This is a genomic window from Xanthomonas sp. NCPPB 1754 (assembly GCF_041475725.2).
GTDB lineage: Bacteria > Pseudomonadota > Gammaproteobacteria > Xanthomonadales > Xanthomonadaceae > Xanthomonas > Xanthomonas euvesicatoria.
Genome location: NZ_CM192982.1, coordinates 2201506 through 2215225, shown reverse-complemented (window position 1 = coordinate 2215225; position 13720 = coordinate 2201506). Strand labels below are relative to the sequence as shown.

Below are 13720 nucleotides of genomic sequence, written 5' to 3'. Positions count from 1 at the left end.
TAATATTTGGATAAATTTCATATTTAAATTAAATTTATACTGTAGAGCTCGCATTGCCAACCATAATCCACAGGGAAAACTCCGGCAGAATAAAAATTTATTTCACAAGCCTAACTTGAGTTATATTTTTTTTGATATCGAGGTATTCAGTAGATGCTCTCAAGCGCCGTTATTGGGCATAGCGAGACGTCAGACTGCACTCGACTGGCGTTTCCGCATCGCTTGCTTTTATCGCGCAACGCTTGCCAGGAACCCTGTCATGACCTCACTTCTTCAACGTTACAACGTCGGCCCACGTCTAGCGGCCGCCTTCGCTGTGCTGATTGTGCTGTCGGGCCTGATCGCCTTGATCGGTTATCGCGGATTGACGTCAGCACGTGCTTTGGTCGACGGCATCGTGAACCAGAACATGGCGAAGATTCGCCTGTCCAACGACATGATGAACGCCAATTTCATTATCGGCACGCAGCTGCGCAATCTGGTATTGCCTACCAGCGATGAAGAGAATCGCCAGTTCGTTGCCAAGATCCAGTCTGCGCGTGCCGACTACACCAAGGCGCGCGAAGCGTTGTATGCCATGCCGCCCTCAGAGCAAGGCAAGATCCTGCGTACGGAGATCGACGCCCGCCGCGCCGAAGTCAAGGGTTTGAATGACAAGGTCATCGATCTGGTGATGACCGGGCACAGCGACGAGGCACTTCCCTTTCTGCTGAACAAGGCGGCGCCCGCCATGCAGGTCTGGCAGGACAAAATTGCCGAAAACATCGCCCTGCAGGAGAAGCAGGCAGCAGACGCATCGGCTGTCGCATTCAAGTCCATGGACGACTCGCGCAAGCTGTTGATCGGCGGCTCGCTGCTGGTCGTGCTGCTGAGCGGCGCGCTGGGCGTGCTCATCACCCGCAGCCTGACCCAGCCGTTGAGCCGCGCGACCCGCGCCGCCGAATCCATCGCCGGCGGCCAGCTGGGTAACGACGTGGACACCCACTTCAACGACGAAGCCGGGCGCCTGCTCAAGGCGATGAGCAAGATGCAGCTGCAACTGCGCAGCCTGATCGACGCGCAGATCGAGATGGCCAAGCGTCATGAAGAAGGGCAGATCAGCTTCCGGATGGATGCCACTTTGTTACCGGGCGACTATGGAAACATGGCGCGTGGAACAAATGAACTAGTTGCAGGGCATATCGAAACAAAGATGAAGCTCATGCAGATCATGGCGAGGTATGCCGTCGGCGATCTAAGCGAGGACATGGAGCGGCTGCCGGGTGAGAAAGCGCTGCTGACCCGCACGATGGACGAAGTGAAGGCCAACCTGTCTGCGATGAACCACGAAATCAAGCACCTGGCGCAAGCTGCGGCCAATGGCGACTTCAGTGCCCGCGGCGATGCAGAGCGGTTCCAGTACGACTTCCGCGTGATGGTGGACAGCCTCAACACCTTGATGTCTACCGCCGACGGCAACCTGCAATCGCTCTCGGGCTTGTTGCAGGCGATCGCTGCCGGCGACCTCACCGCCCGCATGAGTGGCGAATTCCACGGCGTGTTCGCGCAGATGCGCGACGATGCCAATGCCACCGCCACGCAGCTGGCCGAGATCGTCAGCGGCATCAAGGCCTCGGCTACGTCGATCAGGGGTGCGGCAAGCGAAATCGCCGCTGGCAATCAGGACCTGTCGCAGCGTACCGAGCAGCAGGCTGCCAACCTGGAAGAAACCGCTGCCTCGATGGAAGAGCTCACCTCCACCGTCAAGCAGAATGCCGAAAGCGCACGCCAGGCCAACCAGCTCGCCATCGGTGCGGCCAAGGTGGCCTCGCAGGGCGGCGAGATCGTCAGCAAGGTGGTTGGCACCATGAGCGGGATCGAAGCCTCGTCCAAGAAGATCGCCGACATCATTTCCGTCATCGACGGCATCGCGTTCCAGACCAATATCCTGGCCTTGAACGCGGCCGTGGAAGCCGCACGCGCCGGCGAACAGGGCCGTGGCTTTGCGGTCGTGGCTTCGGAAGTGCGCACCCTGGCACAGCGCTCTTCGGGCGCGGCCAAGGAGATCAAGGACCTGATCGACGACTCGGTGCAACGGGTGGCCGAAGGCTCGGTGCTGGTGAACAGCGCCGGCACCACCATGGGCGAGATCGTGGCCAGCGTGCAGCGCGTCACCGACATCATGGGCGAGATTTCCGCGGCCTCGCAGGAGCAGTCTGCCGGGATCGAGCAGGTCAACCAGACCGTGACAAGCATGGACGAAACCACCCAGCAGAACGCTGCGCTGGTGGAAGAAGCCACCGCTGCAGCACGCGCAATGGAAGAACAAGCCCAGCAACTGACCGAAGCGGTGGCACTGTTCCGTCTGTCGGCGGACATGGAAACGGTGACCCGCACCGCGCCGGCGGTGCGCCAGATTGCCGCCAAGCGTCCGGTTGCGGTGAGCAAGCCTGCAATCAAGCCGCCTGTCGCGCGCCCGACGGCACGCGCCGCTGTCGCGTCGGTCGCAAACGACGCGTCCAATTGGGCCGAGTTCTAATACCGGCCCCGGGGCTGCACCTGGACACCGCGCTCGCCGGCGAGCGCGGTGTTTTTTTATGGGCAGTGCTTCTGGCGCCAGGCGCATTGCCGGGCATCACATGCGTCGCGGCAGCACGGCCGCATGGGGCTTGCGCACACACAAAAAACCTCCGGTGGCGCCTGCACTGACGCCCCGCCCCGGCTTTGCATGCGCTTGATCAGACCGGGGTGCCATCGCCAACAGCCCGCATCGGCAGAGCCCGCTTTTTTCGAACATAAATGCCATCGAAATTGCGTGACGAATGCGTGACGAAACTCTTCAGTCGAGAGTGGTTGCGCCGCTAGCTATGTCAGCAACGAGGCACGCCTGCGAGCGCGAGAACGCCTCACTGCACTGCGCCACCACACGGCCGATCACGGGGGACCGAACGGATGGCTCCCACTACTCAGATTGTTACCACCTCAAGGCACATTCGATGAAACAGCTAAGTCTTTCGACACAACTGGCACTGGGTTTCGGCACAGTTGTTCTTGTGCTCTTGATCGTCGCAACGGTAGGCCTACGTGGGCAGTCCCAGCTGTCGGACGCGGTGGCCATGAACGACCACACCTATCAGGTCATCGGCACCGGCCGCGCCATGTCCATTGCCACGGTCAACATCGAGACGGGCGCGCGCGGCTTTATGCTGTCCGGGCAGGACCAGCATCTCACGCCGTACAACAACGGCAAGGTGCAGTTCGAACAGGAATTCACCAACGCCAAGACCTTGACCGCCGACAACCCGGTGCAGCAGGAACGCCTGCAGCGCCTGCATGCGGCGTATGAGCAGTTCATGGGCTTTGAGGACAACCTGATCGCGCTGCGCGGCAAAAGCAGTGATACAGAGCTGTCCGCACTGCTGACGCAATTCAAGGCCGGCCATGAACGTGCGGCGATGGGCCAGATCCGTCAGCTGCTGGTCGACTTCGAAGCGCAGGAAAACGAATTGCTGGTCAAGCGCAGCGCAACCTTGAAGGCCGCCAAGGCCAGCAGCCGTTGGTCGATGATCATCGGCAGCGGCGTCGCGGTGCTGGTGGCGCTGGCCAGCGGCTGGCTGATCCGTCGTCGCCTGATCAATCGCCTGGGTGAGGCCTCGCACGTGGCCGATTCGATTGCCGCCGGCAACGTGTCCATCAGCGTGGACAGCAGCGGCACCGACGAGACTGGTCGCCTGCTCGCCAGCATGAGCAAGATGCAGCAGCAGTTGCAGAAAGTCTTGCACGGCCAGCAGGAAATGAAGCGCCGGCACGATCAGGGCGAGCTGAACTTCCGCCTGGACGAAGCAGCGTTTCCTGGCGACTACGCCACCATCGTGCGCGGCAACAACGACCTGGCCGCCTCGCATGTGGCCGTGATGATGCGGTTGGCGCAGATCATGGGCCAATACGCTGTCGGCGACCTGCGCGAAGACATGGAAGCCCTGCCCGGCGACAAGGCCGTGCTCAGCGACACCATGGCCAAGGTCAAGGGCAACCTGTCTTCGGTCAATCACGCCATCAAGCACCTTTCCCAATGCGCCGCCAATGGCGACTTCAGCGCCCGCGGCGATGCCGAGAATTTCCAGCACGACTTCCGGGTGATGGTGGACAGCCTCAACACCTTGATGGCCACTGCCGACGGCAACCTGCAATCCCTCTCGGGCTTGTTGCAGTCGATCGCTGCCGGTGACCTCACCGCCCGCATGAGCGGGGAGTTCCATGGCGTGTTTGCACAGATGCGCGACGATGCCAATGCCACCGCCGTGCAGCTGGCCGAAATCGTCACCGGCATCAAGGCGTCGGCCATCTCGATCAAGGCCGCTGCCAGCGAGATCGCTGCCGGCAACAGCGACCTGTCGCAGCGTACCGAACAGCAGGCTGCCAGCCTGGAAGAAACGGCCGCCTCGATGGAAGAGCTCACCTCCACCGTCAAGCAGAACGCCGAAAGCGCACGCCAGGCCAACCAGCTCGCCATCGGCGCGGCCAGCGTGGCCACCCAGGGCGGTGAGATCGCCGGCCAGGTGGTCGAAACCATGGCCGGCATCGAGGCCTCGTCCAAGAAGATCGCCGATATCATCTCCGTCATCGACGGCATCGCCTTCCAGACCAATATCCTGGCCTTGAACGCGGCGGTGGAAGCGGCACGTGCCGGCGAGCAAGGCCGCGGCTTCGCCGTGGTGGCTTCCGAAGTGCGCACGCTGGCGCAGCGCTCTTCCGGCGCCGCCAAGGAGATCAAGGACCTGATCGCCGACTCGGTCGAACGTGTGGCCGCCGGTTCGGTGCTGGTCAATACCGCTGGCAGGACCATGGGCGAGCTGGTGACCAGCGTGCAGCGGGTCACCGACATCATGGGCGAGATCTCTGCCGCCTCGCAGGAACAGTCGGCCGGCATCGAACAGGTCAACCAGACCGTCACCCAGATGGACGAAACCACCCAACAGAACGCCGCGCTGGTGGAAGAAGCCACTGCCGCCGCGCGCTCGCTGGAAGAACAGGCAGTCGGATTGACCGAGGCCGTGGCGGTCTTCAAGACCGAGCAAGGCACCACCAGCACGGTCCGCACGGCATCCGTCGCCAAGGCGGCGCCGGCCGTGCGCGCCAAGCTGACCTCGATCGGCGGCAGCGCTGCCGCCAAGCCGCGCGCGGTTGCTGCATCGACGACCGTCGACACCAGCTGGCAGGAGTTCTGATCAGCACGCACTGGCGTCGGTGGGAGTGCTCACTGATGCCGTGCGCCAGGCAGCCGCTCCACACATCAGTCGTTGCAACACGCAGGGCCCGAGCCAGCATATGCAACCCGCATGCGCTGGCTCGGGCCCTCATTGCATTGATGGGCGCCGCTGGCGATGGGCCAGACTGCTGCGCCCTGGAGGGCGTCGACTGCCAGCGCGAACCGCCAGGGCGACACGCGCCTGCAGCCGGCACGCGTCGGCTGACTTGCCCCTTTCTGATCGGCCCTTCCCCAAAGACCCACTGGAACATCAGCCGCAAGGTGGCATTGGCGCCCCGACCGGCGTGCATGTCGAGCGCCCTTCCCTTCGCGCGCGCTCATCGCTGCTGCACCTCGCCCGGCAGGGCCTTGCATCGGCACGCGTCGCTGCCCGCTTCCGTGAACGATGCCAGCTATAAAAAACGCTAAATAGCGAGCTCAAGTATACGACCAGGTCGCCGCTACCTGCCCTGCAATCGGGACGGAGCCGACGCACGCCAGCAGCGCCAGCGCCAGGCGTCATGCGGCCGCCCTAGCTTGCAGGGGGTGCCGACCGTGATCGCGAGGCCGCCGCCGTTGCCTCCAAGCGCCTCCCTCTCCTCCTTCCCGGCAGGTATGTTTCATGATCGGCTTTCTCCAACGCTATAACGTCGGTACCCGCCTTTCCGCAGCGTTCGGCTTTCTGATCCTGTTGTCCTGCGGCCTGGTGGTCGCGGGCCTGATGACCTTGGCGCAAGCGCGCGGGCGCATGGATTCGATCGTCAAGCGCAACATGACGATCCTGGAATATGTCGGCGAGATGCGCAGCGCCAGTGCGGACATTGCCGTCAACCTGCGCAACATCGTGCTGCCGACCACGCAGGAAGAGAACATCGGCTTCGCAAAAATCGTCGAGCAGCAGCGGCAGTACTACAGCGACATCCACGACAAGCTGTACGCCATCCCGCCGTCCGACGCCAATGGTGCGGCAATGCGTCGGCAAATCGATCTTGCCCGCGAAAAGGCGCGTGTCGCCAATCAGCAGGTGCTGGACCTAGGCATGAACGGCAAGCCCGACCAGGCGCTCAGGGCGCTGATGCAGCAGGCCGCACCGGCAAACCAGCAATGGCAGGACGCGCTCAATGCATATGCCGCACGCCAGCGCAGCCGTGGCGCGGCGGCCTATGCCGATGCAAACACCGCGATGGATCGTGGCCGGGCATTGCTGATCGCCGGCGGCCTTGCGGTGATCTTGGTCAGCAGCCTGCTGGCCTGGTGGATCACCCGCAGCCTGACCCAGCCGTTGAGCCGTGCCACCCGTGCCACCCGTGCCGCCGAGGCCATCGCCGAAGGTCGCCTGGACAGCGACGTGCACACCACCGCCACCGACGAGCCGGGCCGGCTGCTCAGCGCCATGGCCAGGATGCAGACGCAGTTGCAGCGTTTCTCCGGCGAAACCACGCGAATGATCGCGCTGCACGCCGACAAGGACATCAGCCACCGCATGCCGCAGGACTTCCCCGGCGTGTATGGCGAACTGAGCAAGGGCATCAACACGATGATGTTCGAGCACCTGGACGCCATCGTCGATGCCATCGAAGTGCTCAACGAATACGCACGCGGCGATCTGCGCCGCGATGCACGGCGCCTGCCAGGCAGCCGCGCGGTGCTGCACGAATCGATGGATGCGGCCAAAGCCAGCCTGCTGGCGATCAACACCGAGATCAAGCGCCTGGCCAGCGCGGCGGCTGCCGGCGACTTCAGCGCACGCGGCGATGCGCAGCGGTTCGAGCACGATTTCCTGCGCATGGTGCAGGACCTCAACGCGATGATGGAGGTCAGCGACACCAGCCTGGGCAGCTTGTCGGCACTGTTGCAATCGATCGCCGCCGGCGATCTCACCGCCCGCATGCACGGCAACTTCCACGGCGTGTTCGCCAAGATGCGCGACGACGCCAACGCCACCACCGAACAGCTCACGCGCATCGTGGTGCGGATCCAGGGCGCGGCCGGCAGCATCAGCGCGGCCACCGGCGAAATCGCCGCCGGCAACCAGGATCTGTCGCAGCGTACCGAACAACAGGCCGCCAACCTGGAAGAAACCGCGGCCTCGATGGAAGAGCTCACCTCCACCGTCAAGCAGAACGCCGAAAGCGCACGCCAGGCCAACCAGCTCGCCATCGGCGCCGCCCGCGTTGCGTCGCAGGGCGGGGAGATCGCCAGCAAGGTGGTCCAGACCATGAGCGGGATCGAGTCTTCGTCCAGGAAGATCGCCGACATCATCAGCGTCATCGATGGCATCTCGTTCCAGACCAATATCCTGGCGCTCAACGCCGCGGTGGAAGCGGCGCGCGCTGGCGAACAAGGCCGCGGCTTTGCCGTGGTGGCCAGCGAAGTGCGTACGCTTGCGCAGCGCTCCACCGCAGCGGCCAAGGAGATCAAGAGCCTGATCGACGATTCGGTGCAGCGCGTGGCCGAAGGCTCGCTGCTGGTGCACAGCGCCGGCACCACCATGGCCGAAATCGTGACCAGCGTGCAGCGCGTCACCGACATCATGGGCGAGATCTCCGCGGCCTCGCAGGAGCAGTCGGCCGGCATCGAGCAGGTCAACCAGACGGTGACCCAGATGGACGAAACCACCCAGCAGAACGCCGCGCTGGTGGAAGAAGCCACTGCCGCCGCACGCGCGCTGGAAGAACAGGCGCTCGGATTGACCGAGGCCGTGGCGGTCTTCAAGACCGACAGCAGTGATGCATCGCAGGCATCGCGTGCAGCCTCACGACGCCCGACAGCAGCGCCCGCGCTTTCGGCCAGGGCGGCGGCAGCCGGCCGCGCCCCTGCCGCCACGCTGCGCGCCGTCGTCGCTGCGCCCAGCAACGACAGCAGCTGGCAGGAGTTCTGAACAGATCGCCAGCACTGACTGAACCGGACGGGTCGGCAGCGCTGCTGATCCGTTAAAGGCGTACACCTCCTTAGCCGATAGCCTGCTTACATCCATGAGACGCAACAATGACCACCTCACCCACCCTGTCGCCGCAGACCGTTCCCGCTTCGCCACGCCGCTGGACCAGCCGTTGGGACGACCTGGCCATCGCCAGGAAACTCGGCATCATCGGCGTGCTTGCGTTGGTGGGGCTGGTCATTCCGGTGCTGCTCTATAGCGGCAAGCTCAATGAAAGCGTCGCCATCAGTAGCAACGAATTGCGCAGCTACGCGCCGCTTGGCCAAATGCTGGGCCTGATCACCGACCTGCACGCAGCCCATGTGGATAGCGGCAGCGCCGCCAAAGACGCCGCGCAGCGCGCCGAGCGCGATCTCGCCCAGCTGCTCGCCACCACGGCCGGCATGCCCGGCTTCGAACGCAGCCAGAAGCAATTGCTGGCCTTGCAGCAGCGCCATGTTGCCGGTGCCGCCGCAGAAGGCTACGCCGCCGTGAGCGAGCAGGCCTTCGCCGCGCTCGATGCATTGCGCGACGACAGCCAGCTGGTCTACACCCCGTACATCGAGAGCTACCACCTGGTGGTGTCCACGCTGATCTACAGCCCCGAGACCACCGAATCGCTAACCCGTCTGGACGCCGCCAGCGACCCCTCGCAGGCGGGCGACAGCCGCGCCATGCTGCGCGAGCAGCTCGATCAACTTGACCGAAACCATGTGCGTTTCCGCCATGAGCTGGACAAGGCGATGGGCTTGTTGGAACAGCCCGACCCCGCGCTGGCCGATGCCGCCAAGGCCGAAGCGACCCAGGCAAGCGCCGCACTGGCCGCACTGGGGTCCGCCCTGGACGGCAACGATGCCAAGGCAGACGCACAGTGGAATGCCGCACTCGATGCGCTGGGCCAGACCATGCGCGAACTCAGCAACGTGTCCCTGCAAGCGCTGCAGCGGCAATCCGAACGTCACCTGGTCGACGCACGCAACGCGATGTGGCAAGCGATCGCCGGCCTGTCGGTGCTGGCGCTGCTGATCGCCGCGCTGTGCTGGTACACCTTGTCGCGCCTGACCCGCAATGTGCGCCGTGCCGCGACGGTGGCCGCCAATATCGCGCAGGGTCGGCTGGACGATCAGGTCAGTGCCGCCGGCCGCGACGAAACCGGTCAATTGCTCGACACCATGCGCCAGATGCAAGGGCAACTGCAGCGCGTGCTCAGCGCGCAAAGCGAAATGGCGCAGCGCCACGATGCCGGCCAGATCAGCTACCGCATGCAGGCAGACAGTTTCCCCGGTGCCTACGCCACCATGGTGCACGACACCAACGCGCTGGTGGGCTCGCACATTGCGGTCAAGATGAAGCTTGCGCAGATCATGTCGCGCTATGCCATCGGCGACCTGAGCCAGGACATGGAGCGCCTGCCTGGCGAAAAGGCCGTGCTCACCGACACCATGAATACCGTCAAGGCCAACCTGTCGGCGATGAACAGCCAGATCAAGCTGCTTGCGCAGGCCGCAGCCAATGGCGATTTCAGCGTACGCGGCGACGCACAGCGCTTCCAGTACGATTTCCGCGCGATGGTGGACAGCCTCAATCACTTGATGGCCACCGCCGATGCGAATCTGCACGCGCTCTCGACGGTGTTGCAGGCGATTGCGGCGGGCGACCTCACCGCCCGCATGCACGGCGATTTCCATGGCGTGTTCGCGCGCATGCGCGACGACGCCAATACCACCGTGACCCAGCTGGCCAATATCGTCGGGCGCATCCAGCAGTCCACCAATGCCATCAACGATGCCGCCAGCGAAATTGCCACCGGCAATCAGGACCTGTCGCAGCGCACCGAACAGCAAGCGGCCAATCTGGAGGAAACCGCTGCCTCGATGGAAGAACTCACCTCCACCGTGCGCAACAACGCCGAGCATGCGCGCCGCGCAAACCAGCTGGTGGTCGGTGCGGCCACGGTCGCCTCGCAAGGCGGTGCGGTGGTGGGTGAGGTGGTGGGCACCATGGCCGGCATCCAGACTGCATCCAAGAAGATCGCCGACATCATCGGCGTCATCGACGGCATCGCCTTCCAGACCAATATCCTGGCCTTGAACGCGGCGGTGGAAGCGGCACGCGCGGGCGAACAAGGCCGTGGCTTTGCGGTGGTGGCCAGTGAAGTGCGCACGCTGGCGCAACGCTCGGCCGGTGCGGCAAAAGAGATCAAGCACCTGATCGAGGACTCGGTCAGCCGCGTCGAACACGGCAGCCAGCTGGTGGGCCAGGCCGGTCGCACCATGCAGGACATCGTCGATTCGGTGCAGAACGTCACCACCATCATGCATGAGATCAGCGAGGCCTCGCAGCAGCAGTCGCAAGGCATCGAACAGGTTGGCCAGACCGTCGCGCAGATGGACCAGGCCACCCAGCAGAACGCCGCGCTGGTGGAACAAGCCACCGCCGCCGCCCGGTCGATGGAAGAACAGGCGCAGCAATTGCGCGATGCGGTCTCGGTGTTCCAGTTGCAGGCCGGGTCTGCGCATCGTCGCCTGGGCCACGCTGCCTGAGGCAACGCCTGGCGGTCGATCGGCCCCTGGGACGCTGCGCGCAGGCCTGCGTCCCACCTTTCACTGCCCGCTGCCTGCATCGGTCAGGCACCGGCGCAACGGCCGCACATCATCAACGCGCACGCGCTTCGCCCAGTGCGATCGGCAGAGCGCTATTGCCAGCGCGCATGCGTCGAGCGGCCCTGCGCGAGCGCAGATCCAAGCCACACATGCCAAACCGCCCTGGATCCAGACGCCTGATGGGCTGTCAGGCCTGTGAGCAGGAAGTGAAGGCGCGATCTTTCAGAGCCCCAGGAATGCCCCGTTTGACAGGCATTTCCAGGCGGTTGTGCACACCAGGCTCACCTCGGTGACGCCAACCCATACGCGTCCGGGCTAGCGAGTTCAGCAGCACCGACAGGGCGCCGTTACCAACCTCAAGCACGTGTACCTGCCCTGCAATCGCTGGCGTTGCGACCTTTTGATGTCGCAACGCTCGATGGATCGGTTCGACGCATGCCCGCATCGGCGCCACCAGCGTACCCAGTACGCCTCCCCGCCCTGCGCACTGCCCCTTTCCTGCCCATCGCCCTCGAGATCCCAACATGATTGCTCTTCTTCAACGCTACAACGTCGGCAAGCGCCTGGGCTTCGCCTTCGGCACGCTGATCCTGCTGTCCTGCGCCCTGGTCGTCGCTGGCCTGTATACGCTGGCGCAGGCGCGCCAAAGCCTGGATACGCTCGCTAATCGCAACATGGTGATCGTCCAGCGGCTGCAGGAAATGAACAACGCGGTGTCGGTCATTGCCGTGCAGCTGCGCAACATCGTATTGCCGACGCCAGACGAAGAAAATCAACACTTCGTGGCGATCATCCAAGAGCAGCGCCGCATCTACAAGGAAGCACACGACAAGCTCTACACCTTCTCGGCAACGCCTGTAGCTCAGGCGCTACGTGAGAGGATCGATGCCAACAACCAGGCCGCCCGCGCGCTCAACCAGCAGGTGATCGACCTGGACCTGGCCGGCAAAACCGACGAAGCGATGCCCTTGCTGTTGCAGCGTGCCGCACCGGCCACGCAGGCATGGCAGGACGCGCTGCTGGAGTATTCGGCGCTGCAGCGCCAACGCGCCCAGGAAGCCAATGCGCTGGCCACCACGGCGATGGCCCGCGGGCGTGCCATGTTGATTGGTGGCGGCCTGGCGGTGGTGCTGATCAGCGGTTTGCTGGCATGGCTGATCACCCGCAGCCTGGTGGTTCCGCTGACGCGCGCCACGCGCGCGGCCGAAGCCATTGCCCAAGGCAACCTGGACAACGACGTCAGCGCGAACTCCAACGACGAGACCGGCCGCCTGTTGCATGCCATGGACAACATGCAGGGCCAGCTGCGCAATCTGATTGCCGCACAGCTGGGCATGGCCAAGCGCCATGAAGAAGGCCAGATCAGCTTCCGCATGGATGCCGGCGCGTTCCCGGGCGATTTCGGCCGCATGGCCAATGACACCAACGAATTGGTGGCCGCGCACATCAAGGTGAAGATGCAGACCATCCATCTGATCGAGCGTTATGCCATCGGCGACCTGTCCGAAGACATGCAGCAGTTGCCCGGCGAGAAGGCGGCCATCACCGCGGCAATGAACCAGGTCAAGCACAACCTGTCGACCATGAACACCGAAATCAAGCAGCTGGCGCAGGCTGCGGCCAACGGCGACTTCACCGCGCGTGGCAATGCCGAGCAGTTCCAGTTCGATTTCCGCATCATGGTGGAAAGCCTCAACACCTTGATGGCCACCGCCGACGGCAACCTGCAATCGCTCTCCGGCTTGTTGCAGTCGATCGCTGCCGGCGACCTCACCGCGCGCATGAGTGGCCAATACCAGGGCGTGTTCGCGCAGATGCGCGACGACGCCAATGCCACCGCCGAACAACTGGCCAGCATCGTCGGCCGCATCCAGATCGCAGCCGACGCGATCGGCCTGGCCTCGGGCGAAATCGCTTCCGGTAACCAGGATCTGTCGCAGCGTACCGAACAGCAGGCCGCCAACCTGGAAGAAACCGCCGCCTCGATGGAAGAGCTCACCTCCACCGTCAAGCAGAACGCCGAGCACGCCAGCCAGGCCAACCAGCTCGCCATCGGCGCCGCTGCGGTGGCCTCGCAAGGCGGCGATGTGGTGGCCAAGGTGGTCACCACCATGTCCGACATCCAGGGCTCGTCCAGGAAGATCGCCGAGATCATCAGCGTCATCGACGGCATCGCATTCCAGACCAATATCCTGGCCTTGAATGCGGCGGTGGAAGCGGCGCGCGCCGGCGAACAGGGTCGCGGCTTCGCCGTGGTCGCCTCCGAGGTGCGCACGCTGGCGCAGCGTTCGGCCGGTGCTGCCAAGGAGATCAAGCACCTGATCGACGACTCGGTCGAAAAGGTCACGCAAGGCGCAACCCTGGTCGATCAGGCCGGTACCACCATGGCCGAGATCGTCGCCAGCGTGCAGCGCGTCACCAACATCATGGGCGAGATCTCCTCGGCTTCGCAGGAACAGTATGCGGGTATCGAGCAGGTCAACCAGACCGTGACCCAGATGGACGAAACCACCCAGCAGAACGCCGCATTGGTGGAAGAAGCCACCGCCGCCGCACGCGCAATGGAAGAACAGGCGCAGCAGCTGACAGAAGCGGTGGCGGTCTTCAAGGTGGCTGCGCATGCACCGGTGGCACGTCGGTTGTCGGCCATTGCCAGCGCACCGGCCAATGCCCGCTTCGCGCCGCGCCCGGCAGCACGCGTCACCCCGGCGGCCGCATCGCCACGTCGCAGTCCTGCGGGCAACGCCACATCGGCCGCAGAGCTGGGCGATTGGCAGGAGTTCTGATCGCAAAGGCAGCGTCACGCACGGCAGTCGGTTGCGAACGACTGCCGTGTTTATTCCTGAGAACCAGCTGTATCAAGCTTTCGAGCTCACTCAATCGATTGCAGGCAGCGCCGATAACGCTGCTTTGGCGACAAGCAACGTGAGCGCAATGCGTTTTTCCAGCCTGTCAGCGCAACCGCATTCC

Annotated in this window: 5 protein-coding genes and 1 pseudogene; all 6 read left to right on the top strand. The window is 64.0% G+C overall.

All coding sequences use genetic code 11. From position 1 onward, the window contains the following. Nucleotides 1-259 precede the first annotated feature (259 nt). The 6 genes and pseudogenes from ACCQ15_RS09765 to ACCQ15_RS09740 all read left to right on the top strand — a co-directional run bounded on the left by ACCQ15_RS09765 (nucleotide 260) and on the right by ACCQ15_RS09740 (nucleotide 13536). On the top strand, nucleotides 260-2518 hold the full coding sequence (locus ACCQ15_RS09765) for a methyl-accepting chemotaxis protein (protein ID WP_372381555.1): 2259 nt from the start codon (nucleotides 260-262) through the stop codon (nucleotides 2516-2518). A gap of 577 nt (nucleotides 2519-3095) precedes the next feature. After that, complete coding sequence (locus tag ACCQ15_RS09760; protein WP_338338562.1) at nucleotides 3096-5207, top strand: methyl-accepting chemotaxis protein; 2112 nt, start codon at nucleotides 3096-3098, stop codon at nucleotides 5205-5207. 156 nt (nucleotides 5208-5363) lie between these two features. Then, nucleotides 5364-5656 (top strand): annotated as a pseudogene (locus tag ACCQ15_RS09755) (hypothetical protein). 193 nt (nucleotides 5657-5849) lie between these two features. After that, nucleotides 5850-8108 carry a methyl-accepting chemotaxis protein gene (locus ACCQ15_RS09750; RefSeq protein WP_372381455.1) on the top strand — a complete coding sequence of 753 codons (2259 nt, stop codon included), beginning with the start codon at nucleotides 5850-5852 and terminating at the stop codon, nucleotides 8106-8108. Between the two features lie 107 nt (nucleotides 8109-8215). Further along, on the top strand, nucleotides 8216-10690 hold the full coding sequence (locus ACCQ15_RS09745; RefSeq protein WP_372381454.1) for a methyl-accepting chemotaxis protein: 2475 nt from the start codon (nucleotides 8216-8218) through the stop codon (nucleotides 10688-10690). Nucleotides 10691-11274: 584 nt separating this feature from the next. After that, complete coding sequence (locus ACCQ15_RS09740) at nucleotides 11275-13536, top strand: methyl-accepting chemotaxis protein (protein WP_209260819.1); 2262 nt, start codon at nucleotides 11275-11277, stop codon at nucleotides 13534-13536. Nucleotides 13537-13720: the final 184 nt, after the last annotated feature.